This is a genomic window from Bartonella sp. AC130YNZD, from assembly GCF_042196865.1.
In the GTDB taxonomy this organism is placed as follows: domain Bacteria; phylum Pseudomonadota; class Alphaproteobacteria; order Rhizobiales; family Rhizobiaceae; genus Bartonella.
In genome coordinates, this window is the sequence record NZ_JBHIQZ010000022.1 from 1 (window position 1) to 20,652 (window position 20,652).

Consider the following 20,652-nt stretch of genomic DNA (forward strand, 5'->3'; position numbering starts at 1 on the left):
ATGCGAGTTTCCATGTTTTATCTCCTTGAATATGCTGGAGATACAATGCCTTTTTGCTAATTATGTTCCAAAAGGGATAAAGAGCAGCTAAAAAGGACAGAAAACATCGAAAAAAAGACGGTGATCATTACTTAAAATTCTTCTTATATGACTCCAGTCTAGAACTGATAATACCAGTTTATCGAGAATTTTAGTTGATGGGGGGGTAAACGGTCTATGGGGGAATGGCTCTCTTGTCCCGTTCTGTACTGCAATGTTTAAAAGATTGAATGTCGTTGTGAAGTTTAATCTTTCCCCCTTAGCTTAAAAGTAAGCTCTCTTAATGCTTTTCTTTCAAGTAATGTTCTGGATACTGCCTGAGGAAAACTTTGTAAACGCTTTTCCATCATTGATTGTGTTTGAAGGTAAAAAGTAAAATTCTGGAGTCTTTATTTTATTATTCATTTTTTTGTAAAAACAGCACGTCTTCTAAAATTTTATTTTTTTATATTGTACTTATAATTAAAGAATGCTTCAATTATTCAAAATAAATATCAAAAGTATTCAATTCAAAAAGCTATGAGAGATAAAAGAGAAGGAAGAAACATTAGTGTTCTAAGTTGTTTTTCCTTCTCTTATTGCTCTATATCAAAACAATGCTAGAAAAATTTTCTAAGTTCTTTGAGTAAAAACTCCCAAAACCAGAGAGGAAAGTTGAAAAGTTTTGAGACAATGTCCAAAAGTTTCGAGATTCTCTCCAAAGGTTGTTTTTAGTTTCGCCCGCAGTTTTTTTATACGATGTAAGAGCACTTTGATTTGAGAGATAAATATGGTTTGATGGACCATCTTGTACTAAGAAACTGCATTTTGTAAAGGTCATGTGTTCCCCTTTTATGACTTAGGGATTATGAACTGTAATCGGTTCATAGGTGCTACAGGTTTTCACTTTTGCATTTGCAGTTGTTCATGTCTTCTGTTTCAAATGTATTTGTGTAAAGGTTACTTGTGCGTTTTTCGGGTTTACTGTCGATTAAAATACATTCATCCATTATGCTTTTTATGGGTGCATTTACTTTGTTTAGCATTTTATCAAACTCTTTTAGTCATTCTTTTATTAAAGGCCCGTAAATCTCTTTAATGTTTAAAAAATTACGAACACCAAGTTTACTGATGGCATTATAGGATCACCCTGAAAGACATGCGATTTTTCGATTGATTACTCGTCGCTTTCTTTGCTCTGTATTGCTTTTCAGTCTTTAAATTTCGGGCGGCGTAAGGTGATTTCTGTGTATGTCTTTCCTTCCACTTTAATAGGTACAAGTAATTGGTACGTGGCTAGTTCTGTTATATTCATTAATAGCTTCTCCTTGCTTTCTAAATTAGATGCAGAATGATTTATCAAATTTTTATTATATCATGTTTGTCAATAGCTTAGGCAATAAATTTTGTGCTGGCTATGTAGAATGAAAATCTAACAAAATGGACAAGATGAATTTAGATTTTAGAGCGAGATAGAAGCACAATTTGCTTTATGATATTAGTGGGCTATTAAGTTTATTTGCTCAATTATTTGTGTTGATAAAGACTTCTCCATGAGGCATTGTTATATGCTGTATTGTTACAATAATATTTGTGTGGGGAGTTTTGAGGAGAGGGAGTTTGTGGCTTCTTTTTTCTTTGAGCGTTGTAAACCAATTCTGATAAAAGATGTTGTCGGAAGAGTGATGTTGTTGTCATGGAGAGGGATAGAGTTTGGGAGCGTTTTTGTTGATGATATCAATGAAAAAAGCTGATGAAGATAGGGCAACATGAATACAACAAGATGCGCTATTTCGGATTGGGAAATATATCTCTGAAGGAGAGCTTTGATCTTTTAGCTTCTTTGCGTATAGTTTTAAAATTGCGATTTGCTATGCTTTAAAATTAATTATAAAGTGAAGAACTAAGTGGTTATTTACGTGTTGAGTGTGTGCGTGCGGATCATACACTGGATTTATGTCTCAACAAGATGAATTATTCTCGAATAAAGTAAAATAATAAAGAAAATTGTTTATTTTATTGGCTGTGGATAAAGTTAAAATAGCTTTATATTTATAAATATAAATTATTATTTTTCTATAAACGTAAAATTTAAATATTTTTAAATTTAATAAATGTGACTTTCCTGATGAAACATAAATATACATTACCATTCATTATACTTATCGTATGTTTATCGACGGGAGGTTTGATTTCTACCGATATTTTTTTACCGGCACTGGGTGATATGCGTCAATATTATCAAGTGACACAATCTCAAATTCAAAGTGCAGTGGCGGTTTTTTTGTTGGCATTGGCACTTGGACAGCTCATTTATGGGCCGCTGAGTGATAATTTTGGGCGTAAAAAAACACTTCTATTGGGCTTATTCTTGTGGTTATTTACGACACTTGGTGTGATTTATACGGTTCATATTCACGCTTTTCTTGTGTTACGTTTTTTGCAAGGTCTTGGTGCTTGTGCGGGACTTGTCTTAAGTCGTGCAATTATCAATGATTTGTTGGATAAAAAAGCGGCTGGAAAACTTTATTTGATTGTTTTCCCTTTTATTGGAATGTCACCAGCACTTGCACCTTTCATTGGTGGACTTTTGATACAGGCTTTTCATTGGCAGGCAACTTTTATCTTTTTAAGCTTTTTTATATTTTTGACCATTTTGCTATGTTGTTTTGTGCTAACTGAAACTCTACCCCCTCAAAAACGGCAGCATTTTTCTCCTGTAGGATTGATGAAGGCATATTTAGGCGTTTTCAGAAATAAACAATTTATTTTTTATGCACTTATTCCGTGTTTTTCTTACGCTGCCTATTTTGCTTATATTGTGGAGTCGCCTTTTTTACTCACGACTTTGGGGTTATCGCCGATACACATTAGTTATAGCTATATTGGTGTCTCGTTTCCCTATATTTTGGGAAATCTTTTGGCACGATGGTTTTTTGAACGCGAGTCTATGGAAAAAACTGTGGGTAGAGGGTACATTATTTTTGTGATAGGCGGTGTGCTGTTTGCTTTGCAAATGTATCTAAGCCCATGGCCCCTTGTGACAAGTTTTATGGCTATTGCTGTTCTTACTTTTGGCAATGGTTTTTTATTGCCGTTAGGAACAGCGTTGGCTATTTCATCGCATCCGAAAGCTGCGGGAGCGGCTTCTGGTGTTATGGGCTCTTTGCAATTAGGAAGTGCGGCACTCAGTGCAGCGGTTATCGGAAAAATCTCTGGTCATAGCCCACGGGCTATGGCAACTTTGTTAGCAGGGTGTTGCCTCATTGGTTTTATCATTTATATTCGAAATGCCCGTGTTTTTATGATTTCAGAAATAAGCTGAGTAAAATGATAAAAAGAAAGCATTATGCGGAAATGCTTTTGATGTTTTATACAAATGGGGCACCTGTACATTAGATGAATTTTTTTATTAAGTTGTTTGATTGCGTGGGGTTAAATTTATCACAGGCTTAGTGTGCGTTTAACAAATCGCTGATTACGGGGGGAAGCTTATGAGTTTAGAATTTCAACATATCTGTATTTTCATGATAGTGGGTGGGAAGAGTTTCTGCCCGAATGCATGTTTTAAAATAGGGGGAAAAATTGAGCAATGAATCTTCCTATTATTATTCTTTCTCCTGTGATGCCAGTTTGGGATGATGGTGTCTTTTGTTCTCCATTGATAAAGCTATGCTCAACAAAAGGATTTCCAATTACTCTGCTGGACATACTCTCTCTTTTTCCTAAGAGTTCTCATGTTCTCAATCATTCTGTTGTAGAGACTTTATCTTTTATGACAGAAAAACTTAAAAGCTTTTTTAAAGAGCCTACGGTGCTGGTGGGATTTTCTATGGCTGGAATGTTGGTACAAATATTGGCAGCACGGCTTCCAAATATTCAAGCTGTGCTTGCTGTAAATGCACCTGGCTATCCAGATAAGGTTTTGCAACGGCGCCTTGGAGATATTCTTGCTTCCTTAGAAAATAATGATTTATCGGGGGCTTTGGAAATACTCAATGGTTTTATGCATCCTTCTGGCATTATGAAAAAAAGAGCCTTATTGGAGATTCCTGATGAACAAAAAAGCGTGGCAATTGAACGCATGACAAGAGGCTTTAAACTCTTATTAGAAATGGATGCTAGAGATGAAATAGTTAAATATAAGGGGAAGTTTTTAGCTTTAGTGGGAGAAAAGTCGCAACTTGCAACGGTCGATAATCAGACGAAAAGTCATAATCTTAACCATGAATATAAGATTATCTCTGGTGCTGGTACGCGTTTGTGGGAGGATAATCCTACTATGACGGATGCAGTCATTGATGAGTGGATGGAGGGACTATGAAAAAGAAAGTTCTTGTATTACCTGGTGATGGGATAGGACCAGAGGTTTGTGATACTGCGCTGATGGTCTTAGAGCAATTCCAATTGCCGATTGAATTGACTTATGGTGATATTGGTTTTGAATGTTGGCAACAGGAAGGAGATCCTATTCCTCAAGCGACTTGGCAAAAAATTACTCAGAGTGATGCTATTTTACTTGGTGCTGTGACCAGTAAAGGAAAAGAAGCGGCTTTAAAAGAACTTGCTCCGCATTTAAAAGAGAAAAACCTTGGCTATGTTTCTCCCGCACTTCAACTTCGCCAAAAGTTAGGTTTGTTTGCGAATATATGTCCTGTAAGATACATCTTTGGTCCCCAACGTCCTTTTCATTTTTGTGTTATCAGAGAAAATAGTGAAGGCCTTTATGCTGGATTGGATTTTCGGGGTATTTCTCCTGAAACAGCCGTTTGGCTAAAACATCCAAATTTGACAAAATATGGGCTTGAGGAAGCTGCGTGGACAGTTCGTTTGCAGACACGCTTTGGTTTAGAACGGTTATTTGAATATGCTTTTTCGTATGCAAGGAAATATAGCTTTAGGCGAGTTACTTTTGCTGATAAGCCCAATGTTCTGCGAGAAAGTGGTCAGTTTGCTCAGGAAATTTTTGAGAAAATTGCGCAAAACTATCCGGAAATTGAATCAGATATTCATAATGTTGATGCGGTTGCTTTGTGGATTGCAACCAAGCCAGAGCAGTTTGGTGTGATTGTTGCTGAAAATATGTTTGGCAATATTCTCTCTACTCTTGGCTCTGGTATAATGGGAGGGGGAGAGCTTGCATCTCATGTGAATGTGGGGAGCGAGATTGCTTGTTTTGAACCTGTTCATGGAAGCGTACCACGTATTGCTGGACAAAATAAAGCCAATCCTTCTGCGATGCTTTATACCACGGCTTTGCTCTTAGAGCATTTAGGATTTCAGGAGGAAGCAAAACAATTGTCTCACAGTGTTGATCAGGTTATTCGTGCTGAAAAAACTGTTACTTATGATCTTGGAGGTATAGCCTCTACCCGTCAAATGACTGAAACTGTTCTCAATTCTCTTGAGAATTCTGTTTCTGTTCATCGTGCTGTCATTATTACCATTGGTGATGAACTCCTTTCAGGACAATATTTGAATACGAACTTACAAGATTTAAGCCAAAGCTTGAACAAGAGAAATATTCAAGTCACACGTCATTTTGTTTGTGCTGATCAATTACAGCAAATCAGTGAAACTGTTGTTTCTTGTCTTGGACAAGAAGATCTTATCATTATCAGTGGGGGATTGGGACCAACATCAGATGATAAAACACGTGATGCCGTTTCTTATGCTGTAAAGCGGCCTTTGGTGCATCATGAAGATGTTTGGCAAACAATAAAAGGTCAATTACAACGATTAGGGATTACGGCGGATAAGAGTAATGCACGTCAAGCATTGTTTCCTGAGACAGCAACCGTGCTTGATAATCCTACAGGCACAGCACCAGGGTTTTATCTCTCTTGCGATGGAAGTACGCTTGTTGTTTTGCCTGGTCCACCATCACAGGCTCTTGCGCTTTTAGAGAATTATTTAGAACACAACGAGAAGAGATATTCTTCTGTATCGCGTGCGGGGTATGCATGGACTTTGATTGGAATTGATGAAAGTACCATTGCGCAGTGGGTTGATGATCATCTTGAAAATGAACCCTTTGAGCGGCATTTTTTATGGAAAAGCCCCTATGTTTTGGTGCAACTGGTTGCTCAATCAGAAGCACCCTTGGAACAACATTTCGTGGAAGAATTTGAAAATCATTTTCGTCCATATTTGGTTGGTGCAGAAGTTACTACTGCTTCTAAACAATTAGCGATGCATGCAGAGGTGCGTTGGTTGGGCAATGATCCGCTGCTTTTAAAATATTTTCAGCCCATAGAAAAAGGTAAACAAGATATTCCACTGCTTGAGGTTGAAGTGAGCCTAGAGCCTTCTTTGGAGACGTTAGAAAATCAAGCAGAAAGTCTTGGACATGCTAACATAACTATACGGATGAAAGGTTATGGTGATGATCGTGTAACTTTTCCCTATACACGACCACTTTTAGGTGTTGTCTTACAAGAATATGCCGCTTGGTTGGTTTTAAAAAGATATTTGAAAATGGAGAAGAAAAAATGAACCTCTATGGGGATGTAAAATATTGCCTAAATTATTGAACATTCTATTATAAGAAGTATTTTGATCTTTTTCTTCAGGGTTTTTTGTCTATAGGCTGTTTTTTCTTTTGATGTGTAATTAAATGACTTTGATTGATTCAAGATTAAGAAAAACTTTACTATATTAGGCTCTTTACATTCAATATTTATAATGATTAATTATGATTATAAATCAATGTATTGTCTCTTATTAACAGCATATAAAAGGAGCCCAGAGACTTGTAGGGTTGAAGTATTGTCAATAATGGAGCTTCTTTTGTCAATCAGAAAGCAATGCTGTGAAAAGATAAGAAGGCAGTGTCTTTTAGAGAAAATCTTTGCAAATTTTATTGAAAAATATGCCAATGAAGTATTGCGTGTGAATATTTTCTGTTCAGTTATCGGATAATAAATTGCTGTAAAGGCCTCATAAAATTTTTCCTTTAAGTTTTTGTGTAAGCATGACCGTTGGGGGGTCACTTCCGAGGGGCAATATTTTTCAATTTGATAACAGGAAGAACTATTTTTTCTGTAAGATGTGAAGATTTGAGGAGTGATCATTTTACGCTTTTGTTTTCTTTTTGATTGGTCATTTGTAGGAATTTTTTTGGGAAAAATATTTAATGTGGTGTATTTGTGAATGTGGTTAAAAACATTTTACGCGTGTGTGGGAGAAATAAAAATGTGTCTTAATTGTTGATAAGAGTGTCAATGTTTTTGATGAACAAACTTCAGTCGTAATTCTTAGTATCTAAATAGGAAGTTCAGCGGATTTTAACAGTTATTATCCTATCTGTTGTGATGTGCAGTGGTCTTTTTAAGCAAAAAAGAAAGGGCTTTTATGTATCGGATTGATTACAATAGTTATCGTTCTGTCAAGAGTTTTAATCGTCGCGTTCGTTTTCTCGTTATGCATTATACAGCTCTTGATTTTAAAGCCTCGATTATGGCACTTACAGGAGAAAAGGTTAGTGCACACTATCTTGTTCCTGATCCTTCAGAGCAGACATATCGTGAGGCAGGCTTTAAGGATATGCGTATTTTTAATCTGGTTGATGAAAATGAGCGTGCATGGCATGCGGGTGTGAGTTCATGGGCTGGGCATAGTCAGCTCAATGATGTATCTATCGGGATTGAAATCGTTAATTTAGCGACTGGTTATTCTGAGTCTTCAGAAGAGGCAGTTGATTTTACGACTTATCATGATGAGAGGGGTATGTTTCCTCCTTATAATCCAATACAAATTGATGCTGTTAAGGAACTTGCCTTGAATATTCTTCAACGGTATCCCGATATTATGCCAACAGATGTTGTGGGACATAGTGATATTGCCATTGGAAGAAAAAGTGATCCAGGAGCAGCTTTTCCATGGAAAGAACTTTATAGCGCAGGTATAGGAGCATGGTATGATGATGAACTAAAAAGTCATTATCAAGAGCAATTCTCTAAGAATTTGCCACCCAAAGAAGATGTTTTGGCGAAGCTAAAATGTTATGGATATGACATTTCTGCTGCGTGCACCCAAACAGGATACAAAGATTTGATTCGAGCATTTCAACTTCATTTTCGTCAAGAAAATTATGATGGGATTCTAGATGTTGAAACAGCAGCAATTCTTTATGCATTGGTTGATAAGTATTTTCCGTGAATTCAATGCGTTTTAATTGAAAATATGGCTTATGATTACGTGTAAGCCTTTTTATTATCAGGAAAGGTTGCTTTTTGCCAATTGGCTTTATGTAAAAAGGGCATTAATCGTGTAAAAAAAACCATGTACGGTATAAGGCGTTTTATGGAAACATAACTCTGAAAGCTCTATGATTTGCAGAGATTAAATTTTACTGTTTTTTTGTCTTATATTTCGCTTCCTTTAAAAACGCATAAAGCCAAGGTGTTGCGTATATGATGACATGTTCCTTACGCAGGATAAAACGCTTCAAATAAAATGGACTTGTATTGTATATTTCCATGCTTGTTTTAAAGAAATGTTTTTTAGTGTGTATCACAACATATATTTTACAGCGACGTTCATAGAGAATATAATCTAAAATCCTCTATGAAGTGTATCCTCATTTTTATTCTTAATAAAAGTGCCTAGCATTATCGTACACTTCTTTGTCAGATCTCAATGTTACTACAGCCCTTGGAACTTAAAACGATACATAAAAGGGTTTTCTGTACTCGTTTTTATTCACACGGCTCTCTCCGCTTGTCGTGTACAAGTGAAAGGTTTTGGTTGATTGAAACATGCAAAATTATAAATCAAAGTGATGCAGATTCAAGAAAATAGGGGCATTTACAGATTGCTACTGATAGGGGGCTATTCTTAAGAAGGGGAAGAGGTCAATTCATTTTTTTGAAGATATATCTCTTTTCTCTTTTATTGCTTTAGGGGATGTTTGCATCGTTTTGACAGCATGTTTCTTAATGATTAAGTTTTTTAATGAAGCAGTGTTATAAAACGTTGTGTTTTAGAGTGTTGATAGAAGATACATTCATGCATATCAAAAACACAATGATGTCTTATTTTTTCAGTATTTTATCTGTTCAGTATAGAATTTATTTGAGAAGATCATGACCTAAATTGCAAAGGTTAGGTATAAATTACCAAGAAAAATCAATTTAGGCATAAAGCAATGGGGGTTATTCATGCTTTAAAGGGCAAGGAAGAGATTGTGTTTGAAGTGATGTGTAAAAGCCCGTGTGAAGTGCTCTTATCAAGCATATCAGGTTAATCTTAAGAGTAGTTTTATGAAACTAAGTCGGTTTTTTCCGAGAGACAAGACAATACGTATCAGGAAAAGATATTCATGATATTTGATTTCAAAAATAAAAACTGGCAAACCATGTTGCCAGTTTTTAAAAGCTGTAGCTTAAATAGTATTAGAATGAACGCTGTAAACGGATCATACCTTGAAAAGCACTTTTCTTATTGAATAAATGTTTTTCATCATTATTTTTATCCGTCACAACGCGATCATCGTTCCAAGAAACATAGGTTAATTCAGGTGTAATCACAAATCCTGGAACCAGCGTGTATGTAATATTTACAGAAGTTGCAAAGGTTTTTACAGCACTATAAGAAACTTGAGCATTCAAATTTGCTTTTGGAGTAAGCTTGTAAGTGGCACCCGCCCAAGCAGCCCATTTACCACCCCAGTTTGCATAAATCGTTGTGCTTTGTCGTGATAATTCATTTTTTGTATTTACTGTGTAGTAATCAAGACCATTTTTATAGCCAGCCATTACCCATAGATTGAAACGATCGTTAACATTGAAATCTGCACGTACTTTTCCAGCCCACTTTTTGTAGTAAGTATCATATGCTGCAACCGCTGAAAAACCACCCCATTTTTGCATAAACTTTATACCCAAAACCACATTCGGGGTGTAATTTTTAATGGCTTTACTTGGAAGAGTATCATTCGTGACAGAAACAAGCTTATCATCTTTATCAATGTAGTATCCTGCTGTTCCTGGAAGAGCATCTGCATTATTGCCTAATTCAGCGCCGATAATAGCAGAAAAGCCCGAGTCACCATTAAAGGTGTAGGAAATAAAATTAGTGCGTGTTGTGCCGGCAGGTGCTATGCTGTCATCATTGAGAACATTTCCATAACCACCAGTCCAACTGTTGAAAATTGTATCATCAAGACCTACGCGAAAACCCCCCAATTCAATGTAAGCTGCTGCAAGCCTTGCACCAGCTTTATCATTACCATCACCCCAGCTTGAATAAATTCTTGCATATGAACGGAGTGTTCCCATTTCTGTTTCAGAAGCTGCTTGAAAAACAAGGGTGAGCCGTGATGATGCGCCATAGGTTTTTCTTTTGTCTCTTAGTTCAGTTTCGGTTGTTGCATCGATATTATCACCTCCTATAAAATCAGTACGAACATTTCCTGATAAACGCATGCAGGTTTCTGTTCCAGGGATATAAAAATATCCTTTTCCATAGGCATCACAAACGCGAATATATTCTACAGGTTCGGGTTCGGCGATAACTGTTGAAGCAGCATGTGCTCCAGAAATTGCTAAAAAAGCTGCTGTAGAGCTTAAAAAGAGGGATTTAATATTCATATGGGATCTCCGAGGTCCGGTTAAATTTCTTCTAAAGAGTATCATTTGCCTAACGCATTAAGGACAAAGACATAAGTAAAATACGCAGCACTTGTTATTTTAGCTATAACTAATCTTTTTAGAGTTTCAAATATGAAATTACCTTTTTGTAATATATACATGTACTATTCGAGATGCTGTGGTAAAAAAGACACAATTTTTGTTTTATTAACTTTTGCTCCCTATGGGATCAATAGGAGAAAAATTTTCAGATATTTGGGAAAAAAATCGAAAATGTCTTGAACTTTCTGTTGATACCATTTATGCCTCTCTGTTGGAGAGGTGGCCGAGTGGTCGAAGGCGCTCCCCTGCTAAGGGAGTAGGGCTCAAAAGGCTCTCGAGAGTTCGAATCTCTTCCTCTCCGCCATCTATTGTTATAAAAGCAGTTGACTGTGTATCGGAATTCTGTTTATCCCGTTGGGATTATGCCTCTCATATAAAAAGCATGTTCTAAACACAAATATACTTGTGTTGCCGATTTATGCACTTGTTTTAAAGAGATATCTTTGCAATGTGTATAAGCCCATTTTGCGATGCTGCCTCGTAAATGGTATAAAACATAAAAGTTTCTGTGAGACATATAAAGCCTTATAAAGCTACACCATTTGTATACTTATGAAGATGCAAAGAGGCATATTATATATCTGCCTTCCTGTTGTTATAGATTTTGACTATGAGAGTTCATAAAAGGCATTTTTCCTTTCTAAATCGTTTTTATTTATACGGCTTTCTTTTGCTTATGATGTGCAAGCAAATGATTTTGATTGTTTCAACCATAAAGCAGATTTGAAAAGAAAAAATCTTACAATATTCGCGTTTGGTATATTATCATTAGTGCAGAAAAGAAGGAAAAATATTTTATAGAATTCTTATATTTTTTATCAAGAACATGATACTTAGACATCAGTAAATTTGAAAAATATTGTGCTGAAAAGGCTCCAATATGGCAGCACATCAAGATGAGCATTTGCGAACCGTTGAGGTGATGAATTTTTCCCCCTGAAAGTATTATCGGTTGCCAGAAATGATAAATAATCTGAATACCAGCGCTAAAAAGGCACATGAGGAAAATAAACCATGCTCCTCCTACTGTATTTTGAAATACCCAAAGCGTTTCCTTGGCATTTTGTAAGATTGTTTTTGTTTTGGACGTTTCAATTGTCGTTTTCTTTTCTTCAGGAACAATAAGGAATATCAAAAAAATAAATCCCATCATGAGGCATGAGATGATATATCCCATAAAATATCGTCCAGAGTAATAGATCGTTCCAATTCCTATAATCCCACTGAGAATACTTCCGAAAGAGTTAACCTGGTGGTAGAGATGAGCATAATGCGAAAAGTGATCCTGTTTATCGCCTAGAGAATGGTAAATCCATCCGTCAATGGCGCTGACAATGATGCAAATGCCCGCTGCATAGAGAATTTGCGCAATAATAAGTGCTGTCATATTAGGAGCTTGAAGGCATAGAAGATAAAATACTCCTGTCATAAAGACCCCAGCCATAACGGAATATTTACGCCGATATCTGTCAGATAAAACAGCGCAGGGAAAATCAAGCAGCAGGATGGTGGTGGAAAAGACAACCTGAAGCAGAGCTAATTGCGCCAGACTCACTCCCATGGACATTAAAAAAATAGCATGGTAAACACCAATGAGCATGCGGACAGCATTATAGGATCCATAGGTGAGAGCAAGGATGCGTGCTCTGTTCATTGTGTTGTTCCATAGATTGTACAATAAGAATTTTCATTGAAAAGAATATTTTTCTGTGAAAAGGGAGCGGTTTCATATCCCCATTCAGGGATTAGTGGAAAGAAGGCTTCCATAACCATCCCAAAATTTAAAAGGTCCCTTAGTCCATATGGGACTTCAAAGCGTATTAATGAGAGCAAATGATGCAATTGTAAAGTGATTATGAGAAGCAACATAAGCCTCATAAATGAGATTGTTATTTTTTGAGGGGAGTTGCTTGTGGGGCTGTTGCTTCCGTAGTAATCATTTTGTCTAGATCTGTAAAATGACCCTAGGACGGCAAGATCATTGACATAATTAGGACTTATAGAAGTATGTTTATTGTTTATACACCATTTACTGATCCATTCTCTTTGCTGATCAGCTGAAATAGCACAAATGATCCATAAATCGGTTTTTGGTAATTTTTTGATATCTTTTTTTATAGTCATCAACATTTGTAATCTCCCCATTCTTTCTGACTGTTTCTCCGTATCACTTTACGTCTAAAATTTTTTTTCAGAATTCATCTTTACTTTATTTATTAAAAAGATTGTCTCGCAAGGTGCGTTTTGATCACGTCATTATGATTAAGAATTAAATTTCTGATATAAGAGGAAGGGGGCATGATACATTGTGACTAAATACATAAATCCCTCCATATCCTGAAATGATGATTTCCTTTTACAAAACAGTATCCTGAATGGAAGCTCGATAACCATTACTTTGATCATGGAAATGATAACCTAAAAGAGTGCTTATGAGTGCTTGAAGATATTCTTTAGATATTACAGAAAGAACAAGAAAATAGTTTAAAAAAATCAAACTTGGGATGAAAGCTTTCATCTTATGATGGATGATGGTGAATTTTAAACTTCATCTACTGTTTTTTTGATCTACTGTGCTGTAAGAAAGATCAAACTCCCCCAATTCATGTCTCTAATTTAGATCATTGGTCATAAACATTATATACTTTCTTTTCAAATTATAACTTTGCTCATTGCTTGTCTTCACTGATTAAATTAACATTTCTCTAAAAATGCCGCTTGAGAAAAATGCATCCTATCAGTTTAATATTCTATGATCTTTTAATTAATTTAAGGAAGATAACATAAAATATACGATAAAAAATGAATAAATTTCAATTTTTATAAAAACACAAACTTTTTTACTGCTGCTGATAAAAAACAAAGCTATATTAAAAGTAGCCTTTATACCCTTCAATACTATTGATTTTTGGTTGTTACCGGATGAAGGTTCCTTTGTTTTGGAAAGAGCAGAGCAGAGTTTAAGAGAAGAATGGGCGCGTGCGCAAAAGCTTGGGCGTGATTTGTCTTTAAGTTGGATACTAAGCCACCTGATGGTTGAAGGTGTTCACCATGTGAACATAACGCAACCTTGTAAGGATATTTTAGTCGCACCTGATGAAGCAGAGCTTTAGGGGATATTGTCTTGTCTGAACGGGGGCGTGCTTATTGATTTTCTCGTTGTTATTGCTGCTTAATTTCAGCCATTATTTTTCTGAAAAAGAAGCTTTGTAGGGAGAAGATCATACATGGAGCAGGGCGTAAAACGATGAAATGCATATAACTGATCCAGTAATGTTGACAATAATCGTTAAATATGTTGCTCTGGCTACCTAAACAAATGGCTAGATTGGCTTTTATTCTCTGAGATAAGTGTTACTCTCAATGAGATAGAATGCGGATGAGCGAATTATTAGTTAAGGGATTAAGAGTAATGGGGGGGAAAAATAATCGTCAAGATTTGAGTTATTTCAAAATCGCTGTATTCGGTATGATTATTATGATTTTGGGGATGGGGATTGGGCGATTTTTCTATACGCCGGTATTTCCAGTTATGTTGGATGAAGGATTGTTTACCTTTAAGCAACTTTCTTATATAGCTAGCGCTAATTATGGCGGTTATTTAGTTGGGAGTATGTTTTTTTCGTTTTGCAGATTTGGGTATATATCTCGTGCTCCCTACATGTTATCTGGTGCAGCTATAGTGACGAGTGCACTTATTTTTGCCATGGTATTAACAACAAACTTTTACTTGGTCTTCTTTATCCGCTTTGCTGCCGGTATCGCGAGTGCGGCAATGATGATTTTTGGTTCTATGATGGTTATGCAGCATAGTCACAAGTTGTGGGTTATTGCTTCGCTCTATGCAGGTGTGGGAGTTGGTATTCTGCTGGGTAATGAGTATGTTATTATTGGTTTGAGTAAATCGCTGAACGCGAAAAATATTTGGTTTGGAGCTGGTTTTATATCTGTTGTATTGTTGCTCTTGTTGTTTATTTTATTTCCACGTCGTGTTGATGCGTCTCAATTTGCTATTAATGAGTCATTGGCACACGAAAATATCGTTTGGTGGGAACTCGCTCTGATTTATGGGCTTGCTGGGTTTGGTTATATTATTGTCGCGACATATCTTCCTCTGATGGCGAAAACATTTAATTTCCCACTACTCGCTAACCACTTATGGTCGTTTGTCGGAATAGCCATTGTTCCTAGTTGTTTCATTTGGTTATGGGGAGCCCATCGGTGGGGGGTATTACGTTGTTTGATGCTCAATTTGCTTATCCAAGGAGGATGCGTATTACTGACATTATTCAGCCAGTCTCTTGTACTGATCGTTCTCAGTTGTATAGGGTTTGGATTTACTTTTATGGGGACGACCTCTCTAGTTATGCCGTTAGCTAAGCGTTTGTATGCGCCGTATGGCATAAATCTGCTAGGCTTGGCTACCTTAACTTACGGTTTTGGCCAAATATTAGGACCTCTCTTGACGAGTTTTTTACAGTTTGGTTCACATGCCATTGCGCTTTCCGTTATCTGTGGTGCTGTAGCGCTTTTTGCTGCTGCTGGAATCTGTCAATATTGTCTTTGTAAAAAGGTCGTTGGCGTTTCAGAAACCCGCAATCTTCACTAAAAAGTCGAGAGAATTTATTCCATTCTTTTTGAAACATTTTGTGAAAGTCAAATTATTCTAATAGGGGAGATTACAGAATGCTTCACTCTACAGTCGCTATTTTGGGCGTTGGTCCTCGTGGGATCAGTATTCTCGAACGCTTGCTCACACTTTATTCCCATTATCCATTTTCTGGGAACATTGATATTTTATTGATTGATCCCAATGAGATGGGAACCGGTACCCATAGTGTGCATCAGCCAGATCATTTATTGGTTAACACTGTCGCTTGCCAGATTACTTTATTTGGTGATGATACAGTTAAGGGTGTCGGGCCTATTCGTAAAGGGCCGAATTTCTATCAATGGGCTATTCAACAAGGTTATCGTAATATTAACGGTGTTTTTTCTCGTACAGAGCATGATGTTGGGAGAGAAATCAAAGAAAATGATTATTTATCACGTCGTTTGTTAGGGGAATACCTGTCTTGGGCTTACCAAGAGCTCACGCAAGATTTACCTTCCGGTATTCGTATTAAGGAGATCCGACAAAAGGTTATTAATCTCCATATCCACCAAGATAATAAAACGGATGTTCTTTTGGAAGATGGCTGTCGTTATAGTGTAGATTTTGTTTATATGACCACGGGTCACGGTAAGAATATATATTCATCGCATGATGAAAGCCTGCAACAGTTTGTGGCTGCTCACCAAATGAAAAACGCGCTTTTGAACTATTATTCGAATCCTTATCCAATTGAAAAGTTGGATTCTATACAATCTCAGTCTCGTGTGCTGGTGCAGGGAATTGGATTAACCAGCTATGATGTCTTGTCGCAATTGACTTACGGTCGCGGTGGGACTTTTACTGAAAATGCTGGACAATTGCGCTACATGCCAAGCGGCAAAGAACCGAAGATAGCTCTATTCTCCCGTCAAACATTGCCTTTTAGTAGTCGCGGGATTAATCAAAAGGGTGGTAGTGGGCAATACATACCATCATTCCTTACTCTCGATGTAATACATCATCTGCGTAAGCAATCCAGCATTGCTAACGGTTCTCCGAAGCTGGATTTCGAAACGCAGCTTTTACCTCTGTTGCTTAAAGAAATGTGTTATGTCTATCGAAGTACGCAGCTGGGGCACTGGCTAGACCCTGAAACCTATGTTGTTACTTCCAAAGACGAGCAGTGTATTCAAGCGTTGCTGTATCCTCATCGAAATAAAATATTTGCCTCTTTGAAGGATTATACAAGATTCTTCATGGAGCATTTGAAGGATGATCTTCATTCTTCCGCTGAAGGTAATGTTGATGGCCCAGTGAAAGCTGCTACAGATGTGCTACGAGATGTCCGTGATATCTTACGTTCAGCAATTGATTTTTGCGGGTTAACGTCTTCATCTCACAAGTACTTTATTGAATATTTTAATCCAAACTTTAACCGTATTTCTGTCGGCCCACCGATGCAGCGAAACCAAGAGTTGAAGGCTCTGATGGAGGCTGGTATCGTGACTTTGGCTGGCGGTCCTTCACCTAAACTTGTTCTCAATGCTAGTACCAGCCGTTTCGAAATTCAGTCTGTTTTTCAAGATGAAAACAGTTCAGTTGATGGAGATGTGCTGATCAAGGCCAAGATTGATAGTTTTTCTCCGTTGCGTGATGAGTCCCCTTTTATCCAGAATTTGGCTGGTCAGGGCATCATTCGACCATTTATCAACCAAGGATATCATCCTGGTGGTATTGATATTGACCGTCGGCAGCATCCTATAGACACTAAAGGGCAAATACAAAATACATTATGGGTGGTCGGTAATCCAGTAGAGGGGCCCAATTTTTATACATATATTTTGCCTAGGCCTTTAGTTAATTCTCGTGCATTGCGGGATGCAGGGCGCTGTGTCACTGACATGTACGAGCAGCTTCTTAAGCGCTACTCAGTCAAAGATTCAACAATTAATGTACATTGATGATGTAAAAAGCTTCCTGATACGCATGTCCTCCGTATCCGTTATAATGGCGATGCTGATGCTATTCATTTTTCTTATGTCGATCTCAATAAGAACTTGGTTTCTTATTCCATTGGCTGGAGTGACTGTTTTCGGTTATTTGCTTTTGACGATACCATACTGGTGGTTGAAGGGGAATGCACGCAGTGGTGTGTTCATCCTGTTGGCTTGTACTTTAGTGCTGATATGGCGTTGGCACTTGCCTGATGTTCGTACTGTGCTTGTGCGTTTTACTGATGTCTTTTGGCTATTACTCGCCATGGGATTGTTGCGCCATGTGATGAATACATGGCGTATTTCAGAATTTCTCTCTGAACGGTTGATGCGCTATGGAAAGGGTTCGCTTACCCTGTCCATTGCGATACTGACTGCGTTTTTAGCTTGGCCGATGAGTTTGGGGGTTATCCCCCTAATGATTGATGCCTTGAAAAAAAGTGTTTTTTCCTCTCGCCATTTGGCCGCTATTGTGATGCGAATGATGAGCATCACGATGGTACTGATGCCGACCAGCATCGGTGCAGCAACAGTTTTCGCTGCTATGCCTAGAACACCAATATTCACATCCGCTGCTTTGGGGATACCACTTTTTCTATTCAGTCTGTTGTTGTTGTGCCTTTCTCCTGTTGTACCGCTAGCTAACCCGATTATTTGCGATGAGAGAAGAGCGAATAAAGAAGGAGAGAGAGTAAGAATTTGGATTTTTTTGATATTTTTCTGGCTAATATTTATCGTTGCGTTGACAGTTATCAAGTTGAATGCACTAAAAAGCATTGCATTGACGGCAAGCATTCTATACGTCATTGAGCGTGTGAGTTCACGCAGTATTGATTTTTTGACTCCTTTGGTGGCAGTGATACGCAGTATATCCAGTGAAATTATGTTGTTGCTAGGTTGTAGTTTGCTAATATCTACTTGTGATTTGCTTATTCCTTTGTTGCCGGTGACATTTAGTCACTCATTGGCATCACTTTCTGTTTGGCAGCGTTATGCCTGTATTCTCTTTTTATTGCCAATTTTCAGTGTAGTAGGAATTCATCCTATGGTGCTATTTAGTTTGGCATTTCCCTTACTAGGGTCATCGATGGCTTATGGGGTTACGGATTATTTGGTTTGGATTTGCTTCTTTATTGCAGCTCAACTCCTTTCTCCTGTATCAATAAATGCTATTTTTGCTTCCAGTAGCCTACGTATTTCACCGGTGGATACGAGTTTTAAAATGCATAGTTATTATGTATTAATATTTAATCTTTTTGCGTTCATTTATTTGATTTTTTATTCAATATTTGTAAATTATGGAGATCTTATGCCTTACATAAATATTAAAATTACTAATGAAGGGGTTACCTCTGAACAGAAACGGCAACTAATAGAAGGGGCAACTCAATTATTAGTTAATATTCTGAATAAAAATCCGAAAACGACTGTTGTCGTGATTGATGAAGTGGAGACAGACAATTGGGGTATTGGTGGTGTCCCCATTACAGAATTAAGAAAAGCTCAAAATAAAGAATAACTCTGTGTATTTGACAATAATTTAAGGTCAATAGGGATAATCAATGTAAAAAATCACGTCCTTTAGCAACATTTGATCAGACCGCTATTGGTGCGGTTGTTACAGCCCCTGATGCTGATAACCAAGTTTTTCCCCTCAACGAGCCTGTGTTAGTTTTTACACATGAGGGTGAGAAAATCCAAAAGCTTGGGCGAAGGGGCACAGCTCTTGACGTGATTAACGCCGTGTGCGCGCAGGGGATCGAGGCACAAATTATCCTTGTGCGTGTGGAAGAAAAGTCAACCATTGCTGAGACACAAACCGAAATGGTGGGATCAAATGCTCGACTGACCGGTGTGCATGCTTTAGCGCATGCTAGAGGGCATTTGGGTGTGGAACCTGGAATTCTCTTAGCACCGGCTTATAGTGCAGGGCGGATTGACAATGGCAAAAACCCTGTGGCAGACGCTTTAGAACAGGTTGCAGAAAAGCTACAAGCGATTGCGGTTTTTGATACGGGGGGTAAAAACACGGAAGAAAGTCTTGCCTATCGTGCAGATTTTTCCTCACGCTTTTGTTATTTGATTGATCCCTTTGTACGGGTGGCAAATGGTGATGGAGGTGTGAGTATAAAACCCGCAAGTCCTTTTGCAGCAGCCATGTTTATCAAACGAGACAAGCAAAGAGGCGGTGTTTTTTGGTCTCCTTCCAACCAAGATGTGCATGGCATTTTAGGGACAGCACGCCCCATTAGCTACTTTGATGGGGAAATTGATCATGAGGCAAATCGTCTCAATAAAGCCGATATTGCGACCTTTATTCCCGCGCGCCTTAGTCAAAATGGGCAGGGAGAAGTAGCTTCCAATGGGCGCATTTTATGGGGCAACCATACCACCTCCAGTGATCCGCTTTGGCGTTTTGTCAATGTGGTGCGCACTCGTGCGGCACTGGAAAAAACCATCATCAATAATTTGCGCCCTTGGGCCAATGATGAAAACCTGACTGGTCAACATGTTATTGCCATTACCCGCTCTTTGACCAGCTTTCTTGATGATATGATTGCACGCGGTGCACTGCTTGGTGGGCGGGTTTGGTTTGACCGTGATTTAAATTCCAACAGCAATTTACAACTGGGGAAATTGCGGGTGGAATTTGATGCAGAAGAAGTGCCGCCTCTAGAAGATTTAAGCTTTGGCAGCCGGCGCAATGGAGCTTACTTTAATCGGCTTGCTGAAGATATCCAAAATAAAATGATTTATGCCTTTGGCGATACGCTAGAGGGTTATCGCAAAGCAGCAAGGAGCGACATATGACTTTAAGAATTGTTCGCGGTTTTACCCTGATTGTTGATGATGATGTGAATCTCCATCTTGATCTTGAAACCCTCAAATTACCTACGTTGGAAGAAATCACAGAAACCTATCAACCAGGGGGCTCTGATATGCAGATTGATGTGAGCGGTCTTGGTGTGAAAGCTTTGAGTTTACAAATGAAAATCCGCAGTCACACCCCCGAAATTATCGGCATCTTTGGTGGTCCTCCTGGTCTTCGTCATAAATTCACTGGCAAAAAACATGTCATCTCTGAAGAAGATGGGCGTGAGCATGAGCATTCTATTGATGTTACAGGGCGCTTGGTCAAAGTGGATAGCGAAGGCTTAACGGCTGGAAAAGCCACAGGCTATGATTGCGAGATCAAAAATATTTGGGACTATACGGAATTTTGGGATGGTTCTGTTTTGCACCGCTTTTCCTTTAAACGGGGCGGCTGGCTTGTCCGCAATGGGCAAGAGATCGGTTCTCGCCGCCGCTCTATTCTCAACTTATAAGCTCTCATTATTGATAGGGTTCTCAA

13 protein-coding genes, 1 tRNA gene and 2 pseudogenes are annotated in these 20,652 nt (G+C 38.0%); 12 read left to right on the forward strand and 4 right to left on the reverse strand.

The features are described from left to right. Positions 1–1,228: 1,228 nt before the first annotated feature. Positions 1,229–1,333 (reverse strand): phage tail assembly protein, encoded by a 105-nt coding sequence (locus ACFINU_RS07525; RefSeq protein ID WP_375618615.1) that lies wholly within the window; start codon positions 1,331–1,333, stop codon positions 1,229–1,231. Between the two features lie 307 nt (positions 1,334–1,640). Between ACFINU_RS07525 and ACFINU_RS07530 the strand changes: the two genes are divergently transcribed. The 5 genes from ACFINU_RS07530 to ACFINU_RS07550 all read left to right on the forward strand — a co-directional run bounded on the left by ACFINU_RS07530 (position 1,641) and on the right by ACFINU_RS07550 (position 8,178). Beyond that, entirely contained in the window at positions 1,641–1,772 is a 132-nt protein-coding gene (locus ACFINU_RS07530; RefSeq protein WP_375667495.1) for a hypothetical protein, read from the forward strand. 374 nt (positions 1,773–2,146) lie between these two features. Next, on the forward strand, positions 2,147–3,343 hold the full coding sequence (locus ACFINU_RS07535; RefSeq protein WP_375618616.1) for a multidrug effflux MFS transporter: 1,197 nt from the start codon (positions 2,147–2,149) through the stop codon (positions 3,341–3,343). A gap of 267 nt (positions 3,344–3,610) precedes the next feature. After that, a complete protein-coding gene (locus tag ACFINU_RS07540; protein ID WP_375618617.1) occupies positions 3,611–4,342 on the forward strand; it encodes an alpha/beta fold hydrolase in 732 nt (243 codons plus the stop codon). Next, positions 4,339–6,513 (forward strand): isocitrate/isopropylmalate family dehydrogenase, encoded by a 2,175-nt coding sequence (locus ACFINU_RS07545; protein ID WP_375618618.1) that lies wholly within the window; start codon positions 4,339–4,341, stop codon positions 6,511–6,513. Before ACFINU_RS07540 ends, ACFINU_RS07545 begins: the two co-directional genes overlap by 4 nt. Before the next feature lie 858 nt (positions 6,514–7,371). After that, entirely contained in the window at positions 7,372–8,178 is an 807-nt protein-coding gene (locus tag ACFINU_RS07550) for an N-acetylmuramoyl-L-alanine amidase (protein ID WP_375618619.1), read from the forward strand. Positions 8,179–9,413: 1,235 nt separating this feature from the next. Here ACFINU_RS07550 and ACFINU_RS07555 read toward each other — a convergent pair. Further along, positions 9,414–10,610 (reverse strand): porin, encoded by a 1,197-nt coding sequence (locus tag ACFINU_RS07555; RefSeq protein WP_375618620.1) that lies wholly within the window; start codon positions 10,608–10,610, stop codon positions 9,414–9,416. 315 nt (positions 10,611–10,925) lie between these two features. Between ACFINU_RS07555 and ACFINU_RS07560 the strand changes: the two genes are divergently transcribed. After that, positions 10,926–11,016, forward strand: a tRNA-Ser gene (locus ACFINU_RS07560). 456 nt (positions 11,017–11,472) lie between these two features. Here the strand turns inward: ACFINU_RS07560 and ACFINU_RS07565 are convergent. Both ACFINU_RS07565 and ACFINU_RS07570 read right to left on the reverse strand, forming a co-directional pair. Then, positions 11,473–12,366 (reverse strand): annotated as a pseudogene (locus ACFINU_RS07565) (MFS transporter); the annotation flags it as partial. Then, entirely contained in the window at positions 12,363–12,842 is a 480-nt protein-coding gene (locus ACFINU_RS07570) for a hypothetical protein (RefSeq protein ID WP_375667497.1), read from the reverse strand. The pseudogene ACFINU_RS07565 and the gene ACFINU_RS07570, both read right to left, overlap by 4 nt. Positions 12,843–13,615: 773 nt before the next feature. On the opposite strand from ACFINU_RS07570, the pseudogene ACFINU_RS07575 reads away from it, so the two are divergent. The 6 genes and pseudogenes from ACFINU_RS07575 to ACFINU_RS07600 form a co-directional block, all read left to right on the forward strand. Then, a pseudogene (locus ACFINU_RS07575) lies at positions 13,616–13,863 on the forward strand (baseplate assembly protein); the annotation flags it as partial. A 327-nt stretch (positions 13,864–14,190) separates the two neighbouring features. After that, positions 14,191–15,321, forward strand: coding sequence for a YbfB/YjiJ family MFS transporter (locus ACFINU_RS07580; RefSeq protein ID WP_375667500.1), 1,131 nt, complete (start codon positions 14,191–14,193; stop codon positions 15,319–15,321). A gap of 77 nt (positions 15,322–15,398) precedes the next feature. Next, complete coding sequence (locus ACFINU_RS07585) at positions 15,399–17,267, forward strand: FAD/NAD(P)-binding protein (protein WP_375618623.1); 1,869 nt, start codon at positions 15,399–15,401, stop codon at positions 17,265–17,267. 1,342 nt (positions 17,268–18,609) lie between these two features. After that, entirely contained in the window at positions 18,610–18,819 is a 210-nt protein-coding gene (locus tag ACFINU_RS07590) for a 2-hydroxymuconate tautomerase family protein (RefSeq protein ID WP_375607418.1), read from the forward strand. An 86-nt stretch (positions 18,820–18,905) separates the two neighbouring features. Further along, a complete protein-coding gene (locus tag ACFINU_RS07595; RefSeq protein WP_375667502.1) occupies positions 18,906–20,111 on the forward strand; it encodes a phage tail sheath family protein in 1,206 nt (401 codons plus the stop codon). Then, positions 20,108–20,626, forward strand: a complete 519-nt coding sequence (locus ACFINU_RS07600) for a phage major tail tube protein (protein ID WP_375620334.1) — start codon at positions 20,108–20,110, stop codon at positions 20,624–20,626. Before ACFINU_RS07595 ends, ACFINU_RS07600 begins: the two co-directional genes overlap by 4 nt. Positions 20,627–20,652 lie beyond the last annotated feature (26 nt).